14 protein-coding genes are annotated in these 19,716 nt (G+C 38.8%); 5 read left to right on the top strand and 9 right to left on the bottom strand.

Features of this window, described 5'->3' with window-relative positions; translation table 11 throughout:
- Positions 1 to 5 precede the first annotated feature (5 nt).
- A complete protein-coding gene (gene rsgA / locus EHR07_RS14140) occupies positions 6 to 959 on the bottom strand; it encodes a ribosome small subunit-dependent GTPase A (RefSeq protein ID WP_135745660.1) in 954 nt (317 codons plus the stop codon).
- 49 nt (positions 960 to 1,008) lie between these two features.
- Between rsgA and EHR07_RS14135 the strand changes: the two genes are divergently transcribed.
- On the top strand, positions 1,009 to 2,835 hold the full coding sequence (locus EHR07_RS14135) for a sensor histidine kinase (protein ID WP_135745659.1): 1,827 nt from the start codon (positions 1,009 to 1,011) through the stop codon (positions 2,833 to 2,835).
- Here EHR07_RS14135 and EHR07_RS14130 read toward each other — a convergent pair.
- Positions 2,832 to 3,920 carry an acyl-CoA desaturase gene (locus tag EHR07_RS14130; protein ID WP_135745658.1) on the bottom strand — a complete coding sequence of 363 codons (1,089 nt, stop codon included), beginning with the start codon at positions 3,918 to 3,920 and terminating at the stop codon, positions 2,832 to 2,834. The two genes, EHR07_RS14135 and EHR07_RS14130, sit on opposite strands and share 4 nt — an antisense overlap.
- A gap of 59 nt (positions 3,921 to 3,979) precedes the next feature.
- On the opposite strand from EHR07_RS14130, the gene EHR07_RS14125 reads away from it, so the two are divergent.
- Together EHR07_RS14125 and tpx are read left to right on the top strand one after the other, a co-directional pair.
- Positions 3,980 to 5,113: an LBF_2804 family protein gene (locus EHR07_RS14125; RefSeq protein ID WP_135745657.1), complete on the top strand. Its 1,134-nt coding sequence runs from the start codon at positions 3,980 to 3,982 to the stop codon at positions 5,111 to 5,113.
- Between the two features lie 34 nt (positions 5,114 to 5,147).
- Positions 5,148 to 5,663, top strand: a complete 516-nt coding sequence (gene tpx, locus EHR07_RS14120; RefSeq protein WP_135745656.1) for a thiol peroxidase — start codon at positions 5,148 to 5,150, stop codon at positions 5,661 to 5,663.
- Here the strand turns inward: tpx and EHR07_RS14115 are convergent.
- The 3 genes from EHR07_RS14115 to EHR07_RS14105 form a co-directional block, all read right to left on the bottom strand.
- Positions 5,647 to 7,956 carry an ATP-binding protein gene (locus tag EHR07_RS14115; RefSeq protein ID WP_135745655.1) on the bottom strand — a complete coding sequence of 770 codons (2,310 nt, stop codon included), beginning with the start codon at positions 7,954 to 7,956 and terminating at the stop codon, positions 5,647 to 5,649. The genes tpx and EHR07_RS14115 overlap by 17 nt on opposite strands.
- Positions 7,953 to 9,044, bottom strand: a complete 1,092-nt coding sequence (locus tag EHR07_RS14110) for a metallophosphoesterase family protein (protein ID WP_135745654.1) — start codon at positions 9,042 to 9,044, stop codon at positions 7,953 to 7,955. The genes EHR07_RS14115 and EHR07_RS14110 overlap by 4 nt, the downstream gene beginning before the upstream one ends.
- Before the next feature lie 75 nt (positions 9,045 to 9,119).
- Complete coding sequence (locus tag EHR07_RS14105) at positions 9,120 to 10,313, bottom strand: CaiB/BaiF CoA transferase family protein (RefSeq protein WP_135745653.1); 1,194 nt, start codon at positions 10,311 to 10,313, stop codon at positions 9,120 to 9,122.
- A gap of 108 nt (positions 10,314 to 10,421) precedes the next feature.
- On the opposite strand from EHR07_RS14105, the gene EHR07_RS14100 reads away from it, so the two are divergent.
- Positions 10,422 to 14,651, top strand: a complete 4,230-nt coding sequence (locus tag EHR07_RS14100) for a beta strand repeat-containing protein (RefSeq protein WP_135745652.1) — start codon at positions 10,422 to 10,424, stop codon at positions 14,649 to 14,651.
- Positions 14,652 to 14,675: 24 nt separating this feature from the next.
- Here the strand turns inward: EHR07_RS14100 and EHR07_RS14095 are convergent, their stop codons facing one another.
- Together EHR07_RS14095 and EHR07_RS14090 are read right to left on the bottom strand one after the other, a co-directional pair.
- On the bottom strand, positions 14,676 to 16,475 hold the full coding sequence (locus EHR07_RS14095) for a sulfatase (RefSeq protein ID WP_135745651.1): 1,800 nt from the start codon (positions 16,473 to 16,475) through the stop codon (positions 14,676 to 14,678).
- 3 nt (positions 16,476 to 16,478) lie between these two features.
- Positions 16,479 to 16,868, bottom strand: a complete 390-nt coding sequence (locus tag EHR07_RS14090) for a DMT family transporter (protein ID WP_135573690.1) — start codon at positions 16,866 to 16,868, stop codon at positions 16,479 to 16,481.
- Between EHR07_RS14090 and EHR07_RS14085 the strand changes: the two genes are divergently transcribed.
- A complete protein-coding gene (locus EHR07_RS14085; RefSeq protein ID WP_135745650.1) occupies positions 16,863 to 17,762 on the top strand; it encodes an alpha/beta fold hydrolase in 900 nt (299 codons plus the stop codon). The genes EHR07_RS14090 and EHR07_RS14085 overlap by 6 nt on opposite strands.
- Before the next feature lie 153 nt (positions 17,763 to 17,915).
- Here the strand turns inward: EHR07_RS14085 and EHR07_RS14080 are convergent, their stop codons facing one another.
- Both EHR07_RS14080 and EHR07_RS14075 read right to left on the bottom strand, forming a co-directional pair.
- Positions 17,916 to 18,716, bottom strand: coding sequence for an SH3 domain-containing protein (locus tag EHR07_RS14080; RefSeq protein ID WP_135745649.1), 801 nt, complete (start codon positions 18,714 to 18,716; stop codon positions 17,916 to 17,918).
- On the bottom strand, positions 18,706 to 19,692 hold the full coding sequence (locus EHR07_RS14075; RefSeq protein WP_135745648.1) for a hypothetical protein: 987 nt from the start codon (positions 19,690 to 19,692) through the stop codon (positions 18,706 to 18,708). The genes EHR07_RS14080 and EHR07_RS14075 overlap by 11 nt, the downstream gene beginning before the upstream one ends.
- Between the last annotated feature and the right edge of the window lie 24 nt (positions 19,693 to 19,716).

Here is a 19,716-nt window from a genome sequence, read left to right as displayed (position 1 = left end):
TTTCCCTAATACCTTTTTGTGACAGCTTTGGTCCAATGATCCCTTCTTGTGACCCTGTGGGGGTTCTCCAAGCTCTCAATCATGGATTCTAGACTTTTTTTTCTGGTTTCATCCAAAGATTCGTTCAGGTGTTTTCGCATTGGACATTCGGAACCCAGTTCACAGCAATAAATTTCCTGACAAGTTTCTTTAATCTTTCGTAATTCGGGAAAACTTTCCCAAAGTTCAACAGGTGTCAGGTGTAAGATTCCCCATTCTTTGACTCCGGGTGAATCGATAAGGACCGTGTTTTCTTCCAAAAATAAGGCGAAGGAATTGGTTGTGGTATGTTTTCCTTTTTTGGTGGAACCGCTGACGAGGTTGGTTCTCTGTACTGTCTTTTTATGGAGGTGGTTCATTAAAGTTGATTTTCCGACTCCTGAATTTCCACAAAGAAAGGTTCGTTTCCCACGAATCCTCTCCCATAAAGGTTGGATGGATTCTTCCGAAAGGAGAGAGACACTCATCACCTCATAACCTAACTCTTTATAATATACTTCCCTATCTTCAATTTCTTCAGGAGATACCAGATCCTTTTTTGTAAAAATAATGAGCGGAGGAATTTCTGTTTGATACGAAGCAGCAAGTAACCTGTCAATAAATCCAGGTTTTGTTTCCGGGTCTTTACAAGAGGCAAGGATGGCCACTTGGTCAAGGTTTGCGCATAACACATGACTATCGCCACGATCACTTTTCCTTGTTAAAAAATTTTTCCTTTCCATTCGTTCGAAAATGACCCACTCTTCTCCCGAAGATTTTTCGGCCATAACCATATCCCCCACAACAAAGGGATGGCGTTCCCCAGAATCCTTTAACCTAAGTTTGCCCTTAAGTACGGCGCGGGCATAGGAAGTTTGTTCCGAATAAATTTCGTAATAGGCTCCGAAGATACGAGCGATTGTAAATAGTTCTTTACCCAAGTAGAATCTGCACCAAAATAATCTAGTTCTTACATTCTATATAGATGACATGCAAACACAAGTTTTCTTTCCTTTTGGAATCATAATCCTTACTTCTTTTAGTTGGTTGGTTTTTGCTTATACCTTAAGCAAAATTGACTCCGCAAAAAACTTATCCTTGTTTGCCTTTTTTTTAGGGATATTCACTCTTTCTCTTTTGTACTTTTTGCGAAAAAAACCGAAATCTCTGCAGGCAGAAAAACCAAAAAAAAGAGACGAACTTGTACAAAACCTTTTTGCCTTAGAAAAATTCAAAGAGGAACTGATTTCCTTCAATGACCCAGACCAAATCAGCCAAACCATTAGCCAGTTCCTTACATCCAAAATCCCTGCCGAGTTTGCCCAAGTTTATACTTGGGATGAAAGAGAAGGACAATTCCGTCCGAGGCCATTTTTAGAATCCAAAGACCAGAAATTTTCCGATTTACCATCCATTCCGGTTTTTAATCCTTTTTTGCTTTGGCTTTCCGAACGAGAAGGAATCCACATTAAAGAAAATTTTCTCCAACCAACATCTCCGAACCAAGAAAAAATAGCAAAACAAGCATTAGACTTTTTTAAAGAAACCAAATCAGAGTTAGTGGCAACTCTTTCCATCAAATCAAGTCTTGTTGGTTTTATCTTACTGGGAAAACATAAAGAAGGAAAAATTTACGATATAGAAGAAATCGAAATCATTTTAGAAATTCTTTCGGTTTCTCTTATGTCTTTATCCAACTCGATGATTTACCAACAGTTGTTAAACTTAACAGAAACTTTGGAAGCAAAAGTAAGAGAACGAACCAAAGAATTGGAAGAAACACAAGCCCACTTGGTGCAGTCAGAAAAGATGGCCTCTCTTGGAGTGATGGTGGCAGGAATTGCGCACGAAATCAATACACCTGCTGCTGTCATCAATGGTTCAGCAGATAACTTAGATGCCAATTTAGTTTATGTATTATCACATTTAGGAGATATTTCACAACTCATTCAGAATCCTGATTTTCGTTCTATTTACCTAGATATTCTTTTTAGTTTTGTGAAAGAAGATCCAGCCTCAAAGATCGATCCTAAAGACAAATTCAAACTCAAAAAAGAAACCAAGTTTCGATTTATCCAAGATGGAATCCCTGAAAATGATGCAACGGATCTAGCAACCTTTATCATTGACCATCATCTTTTGCATATGCAAGAAGAACTGATCCGTATTTGGAAGGCCGGTGGAAAAGAAACCTTCGAGATGTTAAAGAATACTTTGAGTTTACAAAGAAATATCAAAAACATCAAATATGCCATTCGTAATATTGTAAGGATTGTCAAAGCACTCAAATATTACTCTCACCTGGGACAAGCATCCTATGCGGAATCTGACCTTCATGAAGGTTTAGAAAACACGTTAGTCATTATGCAAAACCAAATCAAACACGGAGTGGAAATTGAAAGAGCTTACGGAACTATCCCACCGGTTCGCTGTAATATCGATGAACTGAACCAAGTTTGGACAAACCTCATCACCAATGCCATCCATGCAATGAAAACGGTAGAACATCCTAAACTTACCATCTCCTCTAAAATGATTGGAGAAGATTATGTATTAATTAGTTTTGAAGACAACGGATCAGGTATTCCTTCAGAGATCAAAGATAAAATCTGGGATCCGTTTTTTACAACGAAAGACCAAGGAGAAGGTACGGGGCTTGGTCTTGGGATTGTGAAAGGTATTATCGAAAAACACAAAGGAAGAATTGAAGTGGAATCTGCACCAGGACGAACCCTTTTCATGGTATATCTACCGTTAGTTGGCCCTGGAGATGTTCCAAGTATCCCGAAAGAAATCTTTCGGGAAATCCGTGGTTAAGAAAAAAGAGGTTTGCCTAGAAGTTTTTCCCAGTTTTCTTTTGTTTGTTCAAAGTTTCTTCTGAAAACACCTGCTTCGTTTTCGTTTGCAGTTTGTTTTGCTTGTTTCCAGTTTTGGTATTCTAACAAGGTTTTTTCTCTCAATTTTTCCAGCTGTGCTTCCCAAGTGCGAAGTTTGTCTTCACTTACATTAGAATACTTATGCAGTGTTTCCTTTTCTTTTAAAAACATTGTTTTTTGTAAGATTTTTTCTTCGGAAACTTTCTTTAAGTTATAAGTTAATCCTAAATAAGAGAGACCTTTTATCATCCATTTAGAAGGATCATAGTCAAACCAACGGATTCCATTTCGATAATCTGATTGAAATTCATGGTGAAAGTTATGAAAACCTTCACCAAACGTAAAAAAGGCGATGATCCAATTGTCTCTTGCTGTTTGTTCTTTAGAGAATGTACGTTCTCCCCAAACATGGCAGGCACTGTTGATAAAAAAAGTAAACTGGTGCACTACAAACAGTCGAAGGAATCCAGCCACAAACATTCCTTCCAAAAAAGAACCCCATAACATAGAGATAAGCCCTGGAAGAATAAAACACATAAAGATTGAAATAGAATAAAAATGTTTATGTTGCCAAAGTACGAATGGGTCATTTACCAAATCTTGAACACCATTTTGGTTATACTTTCTTTTGCGAAACAACCAACCTATATGAGCAAACCAAAATCCCTTTTTGATGGAATAAGGATCTTTGTCAGTGTCTACAAAACGATGGTGGATGCGGTGGTCTTCACTCCACTCTAGAGCTGTCGATTGAAACGCAGCTGCTCCAAAAAGGAGTAACCAAAGTTTGACGGGAGTTTTTGCATCGTAGGCTTTGTGAGAAAAAAGTCTGTGATACCCCACTGTGATTCCCATTCCCGTTGCAAAAAAATAAAAGATAAACAATCCCCATGTCGCCAAATGAATGGAATCATAAAGATATAAATAAAGAGTTCCGAAGATCCCTACCAGTGGATAGGTGAGTAAAAAGATCATAGTGACCCAATCAATAGGTGCTTTGGTTTTGATTTCAGCTTGTGTCGTCATAGAGAATTCCTGTTTCATGGAGTGGGAGTCCCAAACCAAGTACCTGGTTGCAAAAAAATATGAGTATAGAACGTTACAAACCGGGTTTTTTAGAACAGTGGGGCCGCCGTGTTCTTATTTCTATCCAATCCAAAGCAAAAAAACCCTTAGATTCGGGCCAAAGTTTTGCCTCCCAAACCAAAATCCTCCTACTTGGGGGAGTTTTTTATTCCTTTTGGATTGGATTTCTGCCATCGGTAACCTTCGTTTTTCTCTCCACCTACCTGCCACCGCTGCAGTTTTGGCCTTTGGATAAACTTTCTTTTTTGGCCCTAACTCCATTTGTTTTCCTTTTGGCACTTGTCACACTCATTGAATTTTATCTTCTCTTTCGATTGGGATTTTACCTTTCCTATCGAATGGCACAGTATGCAGACATTGAACTGGCCGAAGAACCAGAACTCATTACGCCGATCCCAGGAATGATGGCACGATTGGTTTTAGAAATTCCAGACCCAAGAATCCGATTGTATGGAATTGATCCTTATAAACATCTAAACGAACGTGCTTTATTCTTTAGGACTGTTTTATACAAAAGCAAAGTTTTCCTTTCTAATATTTCCGCCAAACTTCTATTAAAGGTTTTTTTAGGAAGGACAGGAATTCGGTTTTTAATTGAATATATTTCAGGTCCCGTGACAGGGATTTGGGATAGTTTAACCACCTATTGGATTTTATATGAGCTACGAAAACGGATCATCACAAGAAAGTTATCCGATGCCATAATGTTAAAAATCAAATCTAAAAAAAGAAATGTAATATTTATAGAATCAAGTGTTCGTGCAGTTGCACTTTCCATTGTTTTTACAAAAACGTTTCATCCTAACTTTGAATATTTGTTATTTGGACTCATTGGTTTATTGCCCCAAAAAGATAATTTAAGAGAATTAGATGATTGGCCTGCATTTGTGGATTCTTTTCAAAAGTTATCTGTCGAAGAACAAAAATGGCCTATCGCCATATTCGCCCTTTGTTCTTCCTTTGATGGTACCTTAAATAAAGAAGAATTACAAGCGTTTGAAGAGATCACCGATCTTTCTCCAACTTGGCTTTTGGACCGAGTCCGTCATCTCAGTGAAACCATCAAAAAAGGCGAACTTGCGGAATCTTTGCTTTGGATGGAAAAAATCCTTCCCGAAGAATCGATTCTTTAAAAGATTAGAATTAGTCTAAAAAAAGGAGATAACAATGGCCCAAGTAACACTCAAAGGAAATCCCGTCCCCCTCGAAGGAAACCTTCCCCAACCGGGAGATAAAGCTCCTGACTTCCGAGTCGCCAAACAAGACCTAGGTGACCTTACATTAAAAGACCTAGCAGGTAAGGTAAAAATCCTTGTGGCAGTTCCGAGTTTGGATACAGCAGTTTGTGCTCTCGAAACTAAAAAGTTTAACGAAAGAGCAGCCAAAGAAGATGGAATTACAACTCTCATCATCTCTGGTGACTTACCGTTTGCAATGAAACGTTTTTGTTCCACAGAAGGAATCGATTCTAAAAACTTAATCACAGGTTCTCAGTTCAAAGATTTTTCTTTTTCCAAAAATTACGGAACTCATATTGCTGGAGGCCCACTGGCAGGACTTTCCGCACGAGCCGTATTTGTAGTGGATAAAGACGATATCATTCGTTATACGGAACTTGTACCGGAAATCGGAAGTGAACCGAATTACGATACTGTTCTTGCGGAAGCTAAGAAATTGGTTTAGTCAAATCATGAATTTGGCAGGGGAGACCAAACCCCTCTGCCAATTCTTTGATTTTGGATACAAGTTCACTATCAAAACTAAAAAATACTACCTTCCAATCCTCTTCCGCACTAGATATACATTGTAGTGTGTATGTAAGTGCCGCATCCCTTCTAGTAACGTCCATATGACGGAAAGGTTCATCTAACAAGAGATAGGGTAAGTTAAATTGTTTACCGATCCGAAACGCATATTCCAAACGTAATACATAGGAAATTTGTTCTTTGGTTCCAGTAGAAAGATTTCCAAATACCAAATTTTCTTGTGTCGGACCGGAGCTGATTTGGATTTCATCCGAAAATCCATTCCATTGGATTTGTTTTGTGGGAAGAGATCCTCTTAATGCATCCATTCTAGTCTGCAAAGATTTCACAAGGGAGGACATTTTGTCCGTACTCTCTGCTTGCATCTCAGAGAAAACCTCAGACAAAACTTCTAGTGCTTGGAAGTTAATATCTAAATCGTTTTTTCTTTTTTCTTTGGCTTCTAGATCGCGTTTTGATTGTTCCCATTCTTTTTGCGCTGGCACCATTTGAGATTCCAAAACTGCTTTCCCTGTCTCTAATTTTTTTTCCAACTCCACCAAGGTTCTTTCTAAATTACGGATTTTTTCCGTTAGTGATTGAATTTCATTTTCTAATCTCTGTTTGGTGGTACGATCCTCTGAAGAAAATAATTTTGAGATCCCTTTTTTCTCCCAATCGACCAGTTTGTCCTTCAGTTTCAGTTTTAACTCGTTTAAATCTTGTGTTCCCCACTTTTTAGATTCAAGTTTTAAGGTTTCTTCGAGAGTTCTTAACTTCTCCGCTTTCAAACGGATTTGAACATATAATTCAGAAAGTTCTGATAAAGACTGAACTCCTGCCTCTCGCCATACACTGGCCAATTCCTTCTCTTTTTCTGAAATGGCTTCACTGAGTTTTTTATCTTCAATTCGCAATCTTGAAACTTCTTCTTCAATATTTGTGATCGCAGTCACCATATTTTCCGATTCTAGTTTCTGTTTTGTATATTCCCTTTCATACCTTTGGAAACTAAGAGATAAGGATTCCATACTTAAGGAATCGGGTTTCCATTCTCCTAAAGTTTTAGTTTCCATTTCGGTTGCAATCCGGCTCACCATTTGGTTCCACTGTGCTTCATCCCGTTCCGTTTGAATGTCTTTAGGACTTAAAACAAAAAATAGCAATGCTCCAAAAAATAAAAAGGGGAGGAAGTAAATCCATACTCCTAAATCAGAAAAAAATGAAAGTATGAGAGAAAATAAACCAGAAATACCCGAAACAATAGCCAAACTTTTGTAATATGGTTTCCAAGATATTTTTTTAATCACAGGAGATTCTTCCTGAAACTTTCGAATCGTTTGTTTCCAAGTTTCAAAAAAATCAAAATAGGATTCTAACTTTTTTGATTTTTGTTCGATCTGTTTTTTTTGGTTTGAAGAAGTTTCTAATTTGGATTCTAAATCAGAAAGTCTCTCTTTGGATAAACTTTGTTTTTGTTCAAGTGATTTGAGTTCTCCATCTAACTGTTTGGATTTTTGATCCCAACCTGATTTAAGAATTTTATCTTCTTGTTTGGACTGCGACTCTATTGTTTCCCATTGTAATAGTTGGCTATATACACGATCTGCTTCATTATGTTGCTCTGCTTCTTTCAAATCTAGAAGTTTCGATTGTAATTTGGTTTGTTCCGCATCAGTGTCCGACAATTCTTGTTTTATTTTTTGACGTTCCGTCTCTAATTGTGGTAAATTAACAAATTGTGCAGAAATCCTATTTAAATTGGACTCTGATGCATCAAACTTTTGTTTGGCGGTATTTAATTCGACCAAAGCCAAATTCCAATCCTTTGCTGATTTCCTAGTTCCTGATTTTGCGGAAAGTTGTTCTACTTGTTCTTTCAGTTGGGACGGGTTGTATCCGCTATCAAATATGGTTTGTTCGATGGTGCTGATCAGTTCTTTTTCTGATCCCACATCCATATTCCCTTCCCTAATCACAAGTGAGTTTAAATATAAATTTTGAGAAAGGGAAAGTTTAGGAATTCCTAAATCAGAATTTCTATCCGCTTTGTATCTCGCATTGAGAAGAGCACCATACTTTGTACTTCCTACCACTTTGACAAGTGCTGATACAAAAGCATCCAGGATCGTTGTTTTTCCAGATTCGTTTGGCCCTGTAAATACAGTCACTTTTTCAATAGGAAATTCTTTTTTGGAAAAGATACCGAAGTTTTCTATTTTTAGTTTCATCGGCCTTTTTTTCCTTCTAAAATCAATCGAATGCCTGTAACACGAGTTTGCCGCCAAAGCAAAGGATCCATTTGTTCTTTTCTTTCGTTCATTTTATCCAAAAACTGTTTTACAAATTCATTTTCAGAAAGGTGTTGGAAAACAGTGATTTGGGATTCATCGGGATCAAATTCCAAAATTCGAAATTTGGATTTCCAATCGCGAAGAACTGTTTCTTGAAATTTTTGTTTTTCCGACATCGAATCTACATAACCAACAAATCGAAACACAATCCAATCATTCGGATTTGTACCTTTCAAATAGGATTCGATACTCTCCTCTGGTTTTCCTTCTGTATCCAAAGAAACTATGATTTCTCTATATTCACCAGCTGATTTCCAAAAAACAGATTCCTTGGTAATTTGGTTACCATCGATATGAAGAAGGATCCCTCCTCTTTGCCCAAACTCCCCTTTTCGCCAAACACGAGAAGACCCCGCATAACCAATGTCACATTTACCAACAGATCCTTTACGAGCTTTATGGAGATGTCCGATTGCAAGATAATCCAAACCCAAACTTTGAATTAAATTTGGATCTAAATAGGATCCACCCTCTTCTTCTTCCTCACTAAGACCAGAAAAACTCATACCAGAAACAGTTCCATGAGCAAGGCCAATCCGAAGTTTTGTTTTTTTAGTAGGTGGAGGCGAAAGTAACAATTCCGAATAGTTTTCTTGGTGAGGAATGGATAAAAATTCGATTCCATCATCTTCAAATAAAAAATAAGGAGTTACGTCCAAAACTTTGATTTTGGGGGACCAATCATAATCCGCATAACGGTTGCTATTTCTTTTTTTCTCGAGAATTTCATGATTCCCCGGAAGAAAATAAATCAAACCTGAATAAGCTGATACTTCCTTTAGAAAATCAGAACGTAAACCTTCTAAATCAGGAAAGGTATTAAAAAGATCTCCACAAATAAGAATTCTATCACATTTTGTAGACTTAGCTGTTTGTAAAATTTCCCGTAAAACGGAAAGGGAATAAGTCTTTTCCTCGGGGGAATTTTGGGAAAGGTGGAGGTCTGAGATTTGTAATAACTTCATATTGTAACTTAAGGGAGAGTTTACCTCCCCCCTGGGACAAAATAAAGAAATTACGAAAAAAAATCAAGGGAGCTGTTACACCACCCGGTCTTTTTTAAACTCCGCAATTTTATCCTTTCCAAACCCCAAACCAGCCAAAATTTCTTCGGTATGTTCCCCATGTTCTGGTGGGTCATTTCTATACACAAAAGGTGTCTCTGAAAAATGAAACGGAGATCCAAATTGTAAAATGGGACCGTATTTAGGGTGGTTTCTTTCAATGACCATCCCACGATCTTTCATATGTGGATCTTCCGAAACTTCCTTCATATTAAGAATCGGTGATAGACAAGCATCTGTATTATCGAAGATAGGTTGTAAATCGGAATAGGTTTTAGATTTAAAATATTCATTTAACTTTTGTTTGATGACCGGAATATTTTCTTCATTCATCGGATGGTCTTTGGTTAAGTTTTCCATTCCTGCAGCTCGTAAAAAAGTTTGGAAGAACATATCCTCTAAGGCACCAAGAGCCACATACCTTCCTTCTTTGGTTTCATACACATTATAGTTTGGTAATTTACCAGATAAAATATCGTTTCCAGCTTCAGGAGATTTTTCTGAAGCAGATAAAATTCCACCGTATAACGAAAGAAATTGGAGAGAGGCATCTGTCATTGAAATATCAATCCTTTGACCTTTCCCTGTTTTTTCTCTATAATAAAGTGCAGCAAGGATCGCAGAAAGTGCAGTGAGAGTTCCTCCACCCACATCTGCCAATTGGAAACCAGCAGGCCTTGGAGGATTTCCTGTTTGGTCAAGGACTCCTGAGATCGCTAAATAATTCAAATCATGTCCGGCAAAGTCTACGTATTTACCCGAGATTCCGTAGCCAGAAATTCCACAGTAAATCAAACGTGGAAATTTTTCTTTTAAGACATCATAACCTATTCCCATCTTATCCATTCCATCGGGACGAAATCCTTCGAGTAAGATGTCTGCATCTTCTAATAGTTTAAAAAGAATTTCTTTGGCTTGGTCTCGTTTTAGATTCAGTGTGATCGCTTTTTTATTTCGATTTAACATCATATATAAAGCGGGATAACCAGTTTTGCCTTTGAACATCGCACGAGAACCATCATAGGCTCTCGGGTTTTCAATTTTGATCACTTCGGCTCCCATGTCCGCTAAATGTTGCGAACAAAGAGGGCCTGGAAGAAGCAAAGAAAGATCGACTACTTTTACACCAGCAAGTGGTCCTTTAGAGGATTGATTTTGGTTTTGGCTCATTTGGGTTTTATTGCATTTCCTAGAAATTTTTTATAAATTTAAGCTATTTTTCTCGTAATATATAGAGGGAGAACCCTAATGGGGTTCATACGAGAATAAAAGGGAATCATGTTCAGAGTCTGTATTTCCGCTATTTTTATCGTATTTTCCACTCTCACCGTTTCTTGCCAATCCATAACACCGTTAAATTTGCAGATGTTATTCGGTTCATTTTTTCTTTCCACCGCAGGGCAAGGTTCTGTCATTTACGAAGCTCCGAATTTTTTATTCACGAGTGAAAACGGAAGACAAGCAGAATTCACAATTCGTTTGAACATTGAGCCGAGCAGTTCAGTGAGAATTGGCCCAATTACAGTCTCTGATTCCACAGAAGGTGTATTATTATCTGCAACATATTTGGAATTTACAGAAGACAACTGGGATACACCACAAAGCATTCGTTTGGCGGGTGTGGATGATTTAATTGCTGATGGGAATCAAAACTATAGAGTCCAACTGGGAACCACTTTAACTTCCGATATTAGATTTTCTGCACAAGGCCTTCCTGTTTTACTTGTTGTGAATACCGATGATGAAACTTCGGGAGTGGCTGCAAGTCCTACACTGGGACTCATTACATCCGAAACAGGAGAAACGGGAACCATTGCCTATGTTTTACAAACAAGACCCATGCAAGATGTTACTATCAGAAATTTTGTTTCCAATGACACAACAGAAGCAACTGTCGCTGCAGTAGAACTTGTATTCACACCTAACAATTGGAATGTGCCACAAACTGTGACTGTCACTGGTGTGGATGATTTTAGTGTAGACGATAGTACTTTTCAAATCTCAGCCGATCCCACCGTTTCGAATGATCCTGCTTATATGGGAAAACCAATCCCCATCATCACGGGAACCAATGTGGATAATGATGTCGCAGGTTTTACTGTGATTAATTTATCAGGACTCACAACCACGGAAGCTGGGGGTGCTGTGAGTTTTGGGGTGGTGATGAATACTTTACCGACAAACTCTGTGACCATTCCTTCGATTGTTGCCACACCCAGTTCAGAAGGAACCGCTTCCCCCTCTTCCCTTACTTTTGCACCAGGGGAATGGTTCACTCCCAAAATAGTCACTGTCACTGGGGTAAATGATAATATTGTGGATGGTTCCAAAACTGTCTCAATTGTTACAGGTGCTGCCACCTCTGCCGATACGGATTACAATGGTTTGGCGGGACCGGTTTTTCCTTCTGTAACCAATACAGATGATGATGTTCCTGGATTTGTACTGACACCACCCGGTAGTTTGACCATTTCAGAAAATGGGGGAAATCTTTCCTTTGCCATCCATCTATTGTCCCAACCTCCTCCCGGTTTTACAGTCACACTCACAGGAATTTCAGAAAATCATACCATCACCAATAGTAACACTTCCAACTTAGTTTTTACCAATGCCAATTGGAATGTGGACCAATATGTCAATATTACCACGAATAACAATTCCATTGATGAAGACACAAGGACTGTCACCTTACAGTTTGGATCTGTGGATACAGGTGGGTCTGCCGATCCTGTGTATAACTCTGTATCACCACCGGGATCTGTTACCATTTTGGTAACAGATGATGACACCGCAGGATTTACGGTCACACCAGTTGGAGGACTTATGGTTCATGAAAACGGAACCCCTTCAACAGAAACCTTTACAGTCGTTTTAAATTCAGAACCCACAAATTCAGTTAGCATTCCTAGCATCACATCCAGCAATACATCGGAAATTACTGTATCTCCGGCTTCTTTGAGTTTTACTTCGGGAAATTGGAACACTCCACAAACAGTTACCATAACATCCGTGTTAGATGGAGTGGATGATGGTGATAAAAATGTTAATATTTCCTTTGGAAATTCCGTTTCCACAGATCCAAAATATAGTTCCATATCTATTCCTGCAGTCACTGCCATCAATACGGATAGCAATGAACCGTTGGTCCGTATCCAAAACTTATCCGCATCTTCTATGGTCGAAAACGGAACCTCCACCATAACCTTCGAAATCCGTCTTTCCTTAAAACCAAATGCCAATGTCACCATTGGACCTATCACCGCTTCTGATGGAACAGAAGCAGTTCTTCTCAATAGTTCTTCTGGTGTGGCCGCATCCAGAACTCTTACCTTTACACCCACAAACGGTCAAGTCGCCAATTATTCCGGGAACACCAGTGATAGTGGATGGGATGTGGCTCAAGTAGTCACCATTCGTTCCGTGGCCGATTCTTTTGATGATGGAAACATTCCCGTCACCATTCATATCCCACAAGCAAGTGGTTCCTACTTCACTGGACTTTATCCCACAGGTGCACTTCCTGGTTATACAGAAGCTAGCGGTGATTTGGTGGTTACTATCACAGACAATGATACCGTAGGATTTACCATATCCTCCACAACGCTAAACCTTACCGAAGGGGGAAGTGATGGAACCTTTACAGTTCGTTTGAATTCCGCACCCTGTGATACTCCTGGAAATTTATCGGCTTGTGCCACGGGTTCTGTTACCATCCCGATCTCAGGGGAAACTTTTAACTTACCTGACACTGTGCAGTATACTTTTTCCCCTGCCAGTTTGACTTTCAATCAATCCAATTATTCCACAACCCAAACGGTGACTATCTCTATCGTAAATGATTCTATCAATGAAACCAATACAAGAACTCATACACTGACACTCGGTGCCATCACAGGATCGGGAACAGATTATGAAGGAATGAATCCTTCTGACATCACCATTAACATTACCGATGATGACAATCCTTCTCCCAGTATTTTATTCACTTTGGATTCAGGACAACCTTACTTTACCACAGAAGCTGGGCAATCGGCGATGTATAGTTTGCGGCTGGGAAGTCGCCCCATTCCAGGAAACCAAGTGACAGTTACCTTGACCACTTCTGATCCCACAGAAGGTAGGATCAATGATGGAGGAACACCCGTTAGTTCCAAACAATATATCTTTGATGAAACCAATTGGAGTACATCCATTCCAGTCGAAATCCAAGGTGTGTCCGATGCCTTAAGTGATGGTAACGTGAGTTATTCAGTGACAGTCAATGGAACAGAAACTGGTTCTATGCCTTCATGGTATGTAAGTTTTGTGGGAAGCACAGGCGACACAGCTAACCTTGTCAACTATAGCACATCGGAAAATCCTGTGACTGTTGTCACTCCCACAAATATGACAAGAGCCGAAAACTCTGCTGCCTTCCCTATTTATGTGCTTCTCAGCCAAACACCGACAGACGACGTGACTGTTCCCATTTCGGTAACAACCACATTCCCTTGCCAGTTGATTGCGGCACCAAGTGTTCCTCAATTTACTCTCTCTACAAGTTCTCTTACCATCACGAGTGCCAATTGGAATACCATCGGGGCACATAACACAATCACTGTGACTCCTAATGATGATGCCGTTGATGATGGGAACGTATCTTGTGCGATTGTTGTCGGTGTCCTTTCTTCGACTGATGGATTTTATAATGGAGTGAATCCCTATCCATCATCGAATTATCCGATGCTTACTTTGAATGATAACGATAGTGCTGGAATCACAAGTTCTGGATTTACACCTGCCACTGTCATCACTTCCCAATCAGGTGCATCCTCTGAGTTCTATATCCATTTAGATTCTCAACCCACAACCAACATTACCGTGAACTTTAACACTACACCTGGTGGACTTGTGAGTTTTCCAACAGCCCCTCTTACCTTCACCCCAAGTAATTTTGGTACGGGCCAACTGGTGACTGTGACAGGACTCGACACAGCAGCAGTGGGTGATGTGAGTTATACGATCGCTTCTGTGGTCACCTCTGGGGAAACAGGAACTGGATTTACTCCTTCGGCAATTTACAGTGCCCTCACTCCTTTATCGATCTCTGCCACTCATATCAATTACATTTACGATATAGTTCCTTGTACGGATCCCAATCCCATGAATGCCTGCGGGACATCCGCCAATAGTTCTGGTGGCCTTGTCACATCACCTAACCTAGTCACTACGGAAATTGGTGGCCAATCCCGATTCCAAGTTCGTCTGCGTGCAAGACCCACCTCCAATGTCACCATACCGGTTTCCAGTTCCAATGTGGCCGAAGGGACCAGTTCCGTTTCTAGTTTGGTTTTTACATCGAGTGATTGGAATACCTACCAAAACGTAGTCCTCACAGGAGTGGATGATTTTCTTGTGGATGGAAATTTGGTTTATTCGATTCTATTTGGTTCCCTTAGTGGGGGAGGGAGTGGATTTAACGGAGAATCTTTGCAAAATGTATCTGTTACCAATCAGGACAATGATTGATTCGAATCATAAATTCATCACCCACTACTGCACATAACCTTGTTTCTTTAGAATCTCTAAAGCATCGGTTCCTAATTCTTGTTTGGAAGAATAAGATTTTTTTTGGCCACCTTCTTTCCAAAAATAAACTTTTGCATTCGGATGGATGACTGGTCTCTTCGAACCTGATTCATATAACAGATCACAGTTGGACTGACAAGATGCCAAACTCACTCCAAAGTATCCTGTAAAAATTTCTGATTTAGGAATTTGTTTTTTAGAAAACGATACACTAAATTCAGGAAAACTCACATCAGGATACACTTCAAAACTAATTTCAAAAGGATCTTTTCGTTTGGTTTGGATTTGAACCAACTTTTCCTTTTCTTCCAAATGAAGATCTGAGGGATAAGATGCCATACGAATGGTTCCACTGGGAACACGGATTAAAATTTCTGTATCTTTTGATTCTGGTTGGATGGAAAGATGATATAACGGCAGTTTGGGTTCCATCGAACGAATTTGTTTCCAAAACCTAAGGATTTTTTTTTCCAAATCTGGTTGTAATTTCATATCCTGAATGGTAGCAATATTCGAAATTCTTAATGGATTTTCTTGGTTCGGATCTTTTTTTGTATCCGAATACAAATAAAACTCACTCCCCACAGAACCTAACCAAAATTTTCCAAGTTCATGAAACCGATAAGACCTTTGTAAAAGAAACTCATGTCCTTCTCCATACCCTTGTGTAAACCTAGTTTCACCGTAGTACGTTCGTTTAGTGGTCTCTTTATTTTCAATCAATGGTTTTAAAGATTTTCCTTGGATCGAATTGGGAATCGGCAAACCCACATAATCGAGTACTGTCGGAAACAAATCAATGGATCTTGTCATGGTTTGGATGGACTGTTTCAAATGAGAACCCGGCAATTTTATCAGTAGTGGCACATGGATATTTTCTAAAAATAAATCCTGGCCATGTCCATAATAGGTATTGGTCCCGGTAAAAGGAGAGATGGCATGGGCGGCATGCATTACCTCACCGTGGTCCGCTGTGATGAGAACAATCGTGTTCTCCCAAAGATTTTTGTTTTTTAGTTCTGCAAAAACTTTTCCAAGTTCCTCATCAACAAAAGCTACCTCACCCAAATAATTCATTTTCCGTTCATCCAAAACTTCGTTCGTTTGGATTCGGTTTGTAAATCCTTGGGGTGGCGTGTAAGGTTTATGCGGATCGTTATAATTTAAAAACAAAAAAAACGGTTTATCATGTGAGGAAATTTCATTCAAAACTTCAAATGTTTTTTTGGTAATTTTTTTTGTGTCTTCGCTGTAATTAGAAAAATCGTATAACTGGTCAAAGCCGACATCCACTCCTAACCCAAACTTATCGGTTAAAAACGGATTGTTCCCCACCATATAAGTAACAAAGGAATGATCTTTTAATAACTTGGGTAGAGGACGTTTTTCACTCCTGTAAAAAGCATCAACCTCAGATTTTGTGGTAGGATAATCCCAAAAATTGACAGGATTTGCTGAGGCATATTTGCCTGTAAAAAAAACAAGTGTGGATGGTCTTGTCCAAGCAGCATTGACCAAATGATACTTGAAAGTAACTGCATTTTCCGCAAACAATTCCAAGTTAGGTGTGACACCATAACGACCAATGATATCACCGCGAAGCGAATCAATCACAATCCAAATTACATTCGGACGTTTTGTTGTGTTAGGGAGATTGGATTCAGGTTCAGTATCTGAACTTGTTTTTTTACAAACGAAAAACGAAAAGATACAAAATAGAAAAAGGAAAGTTTTTAGTTTTATGGAAACAGAGTTTGGTTTCAAGATTTATGATTTAACATCAAACATTTGCAAGGCGGTGAGCCAAACGCCAATCAAAATAAAGGCAATCCCTATCCACTGCGTTAAATTCAGCCGTTCTTTAAAAAAGAGGGAAGAGGCAATGAGAACAATGATAAAACCACTAGAAGTAAACACAGGATAAGCCAGTGATAACTTCAAACCTTTTCCTAAAACATAACGATACCCAAGTAAAGCCAAACCAAAACTAGCAAGCCCACCAATAAAGTAAGGATTAAGAACCGTAAAGATTGTATCCCAAAGACCACCTGACAACGATTTGGTTTGGTCTTGCATGGAAGATGATTTGATTAAAATATTAGCCAATGCATTGAAGAATACAGCTATACAGAAGAAGAGGATAACCTGGAATTGCATGAGATAGAGACAAAATCCGATCTAAATCGGGAAGGGTCAAATAGAAAAATGAAACAAAAATCCTTTCGGTTCAGAAACTGGGAATGTGCTTACTTAGATTCGGAAACTCCGGGTCCCGTTCTCGTTTTCTGTCATGCCAATGGTTATAGTGCCGGCTGTTACAATTATTATTTTGAATTATTATCCAAACACTACCGAGTCATCGCTCCTGATTTTTTGGGACATGGCCGTTCCGAGTTTAGTTTAAAATTTAATAACTGGAATGTGTTTCGAGACCAAATCCTCGCACTCCTCGACCATGAATCCATATCCAAAACCAATATCATCGGTCACTCACTTGGTGGAGCTTCCTCACTCCTTGCCGCTGCCAAAGAACCAAATCGTTTTGATAAAGTTCTAGCGATGGATCCTGTCATCTTAGGTTGGAAACTCATCCTTCTTTCTAAATTTTTAGAAAACCCTTTGGCAAAAGGTGCCAAAAAAAGAAGAACTCATTTTAAATCCATAGAGCTTGTTAGGCGGTCGTTTCGAAAATTTCCCGCCTTTGCCAACTTCGAACCATCCATCTTCGAAGATTATCTAAACTCTTGTTTCGTCAGCACTGGCCATGACACAGAAGTCAAACTTTGTTGTGATCCAAAAGTCGAAGCCCGAATCTTTGGACATGCCCACATCCATGTCTTCAAAAACTTTTATGGAATCAAAACGGAAAACCATATCGCCATTCCCGAAAAATTTGAAGTCTGTAGCCCAAAGTATGCCGACCTCCTAACCAAAAAACATCCCAAGTCCGATGTCACCATCTTCCCCGGCTTCACACATTTTTTTCCCTTCGAAAAACCAAAAGAAACTTGGGATTGGATGAAACGCTGTTTGGAGATTAAAGAAGATTGAGACAGGCTTCGATAAGATTGCAGATAGGGGCGCCTCGAATTGGTTAGGTGGATTGGAATTCTAAACTGAAACGACCGCGCTTTCCGCTCCAATCTTTCCTACGGAAAGGATTTCCGCTCAATCGCTGGCGCGGGATTATTTTTATTTCAGTTACTAATCTTCAATTTTATATCCAGGAGGGAAGTCCTCTTTCCACTGCACAAAAGCTCCAAAGATATAGCCTCTTTTTCTATTCGAGAGTTCAATTTTGATCCAATAATTCTTCCCGTATGGTTCGATTTCTACATAATCAGTTTCCACATCAATTACAGCGACAGTTTCCCCTTTTTTAAGTTTTTGAATGATCTTCCCTTGTGTAGACGGAAAATCTCTCATGAGAACTGAGTCTTTATTGATTGTATGATAGCCCGGCCCTACTTTGTAGAAGGTTCCGTCAGGCTCACTGCCATATTCAAGCTCTCGTTTATACTCCTCCATGAGTTGGTTCATTCGATTTCTTTCTAAACAATTTTCATAAGTTACTGATTTATGCAGAAAGCCACTGGTTATCAAATCTTGCTTTTTTAAAGCATCTTTCTGGCTCGCATAAAGTTCTAAATCTTCGGATCCATTCCTTTTTTGAATAGTTATGAAAGCGCTTCCATTTCGACTCCGAAACTGAAATATATCCCCTATCCTCTCATGAAATTGTAGTATAATAGGTTCGTCTGTTGAATAGGTTAGAAAAATTACTTCTCTATCATCTATCTTTAATGTATATTCTCTGCCTTTAGAGTCCTCTTCAAATTTAGAAATATTTATATTCAACTTTTTCTTAATGAATAATGGGAAATTATTGGAACGATTGCCAACTATAAAGCAGTTCGGATTCAAACTTTGTGCGTTTACTTCGGCTTTCGTGTTACAATTTGTAATAAGAAAAACTAAAAATAATAAGATGTATTTAATCAACATATGTAATCCTTTTAATATTTTTTAGATTTTCATCGCTAAAAGCATTATTTCCTCGCCTCCACTTTTCGTTGCTCGTATGATCTGCTGTTTCCCAAACACCTGTTTCCTTGTTCCGTATTACCGTTATAAAGTGATCGCCAGCAGACCCATCTCGTGCAGTATCAATGTATATAATCGCTGTGTTAGCCGAACTCTGATTAAGCATCTTAATCTCATTTTGCAATTGGTTTTTAGAAGTAATGTCTGCGTTATGATAGGTTCCATAATTAATTCCATCAGAAGCATTGCTGCCAGTTTTGTAAGTATTTCGGTTTATATCCCCAGTCCCTTGGAATATTCCTCTCTTCTCGGCTTTATTGGTTCCGATACCAATATCATGTGTTTTAACTTTGTCTATATACCAACTTGCAAAATCTTGTTTTGTGATTCCATTTGCTTTTTGCATGACAAAGTTTACAAAGCTATAGCAAATTGCTGAGGATGCGTTTTTCCCAAAATCCTTGTCTTCAAACATTTTTTTAACGTCAGTAGAAACAGTTTTATATTCTTGTGGGTTGGTCATTGGAATGGCTTCTTTCAAATCATTGAATGGGAAAGGATCCATAGCTAAGATTTTATCCTTAATAGAGTTCATAATAGCACCCATATGATCCGGATCCTGCGTAAAATAACCGCTTGTCAGCATTTCTTGCAAGTCTTTCGGATCCAAAATGATTCTACCTTCGCCTAGCAAGGATTCTGGGAGTATTTTACCATCTATCCCTCGACGAATTTCCAGTTTCGGATCACTCAATAGTTTTTCTTGGAATTTAATTTTACCAGAAACAACATCCAAATCCTTAATCATCTTATCGATCAGTTTGTAATTTTCACTTTTTTTATCAAGGCCACTTTGGATTTTTTTGAGATCATCAATTTTTTTCCTTACTCCGTCATCATCGGCTTTCAAAGTCTCTATTTTTTGACTTTCACTCATCCCACTGTAATCTGTGCCTTCATA

It is taken from the genome of Leptospira bandrabouensis, assembly GCF_004770905.1.
Lineage (GTDB): Bacteria > Spirochaetota > Leptospiria > Leptospirales > Leptospiraceae > Leptospira_A > Leptospira_A bandrabouensis.
Note: the sequence above shows the minus strand (reverse complement) of the source record. Positions and strands in the feature narration are given on the sequence as shown.

Bases quoted from the DNA above. Each gene is read 5' to 3' on its own strand.
- EHR07_RS14135 (WP_135745659.1), top strand. From the start codon at position 1,009: ATGCAAACACAAGTTTTCTTTCCTTTTGGAATCATAATCCTTACTTCT.
- EHR07_RS14130 (WP_135745658.1), bottom strand. From the start codon at position 3,920: ATGACGACACAAGCTGAAATCAAAACCAAAGCACCTATTGATTGGGTC.
- EHR07_RS14125 (WP_135745657.1), top strand. From the start codon at position 3,980: ATGAGTATAGAACGTTACAAACCGGGTTTTTTAGAACAGTGGGGCCGC.
- tpx (WP_135745656.1), top strand. From the start codon at position 5,148: ATGGCCCAAGTAACACTCAAAGGAAATCCCGTCCCCCTCGAAGGAAAC.
- EHR07_RS14115 (WP_135745655.1), bottom strand. From the start codon at position 7,956: ATGAAACTAAAAATAGAAAACTTCGGTATCTTTTCCAAAAAAGAATTT.
- EHR07_RS14110 (WP_135745654.1), bottom strand. From the start codon at position 9,044: ATGAAGTTATTACAAATCTCAGACCTCCACCTTTCCCAAAATTCCCCC.
- EHR07_RS14105 (WP_135745653.1), bottom strand. From the start codon at position 10,313: ATGAGCCAAAACCAAAATCAATCCTCTAAAGGACCACTTGCTGGTGTA.
- EHR07_RS14100 (WP_135745652.1), top strand. From the start codon at position 10,422: ATGTTCAGAGTCTGTATTTCCGCTATTTTTATCGTATTTTCCACTCTC.
- EHR07_RS14090 (WP_135573690.1), bottom strand. From the start codon at position 16,868: ATGCAATTCCAGGTTATCCTCTTCTTCTGTATAGCTGTATTCTTCAAT.
- EHR07_RS14080 (WP_135745649.1), bottom strand. From the start codon at position 18,716: ATGTTGATTAAATACATCTTATTATTTTTAGTTTTTCTTATTACAAAT.
- EHR07_RS14075 (WP_135745648.1), bottom strand. From the start codon at position 19,692: ATGAGTGAAAGTCAAAAAATAGAGACTTTGAAAGCCGATGATGACGGA.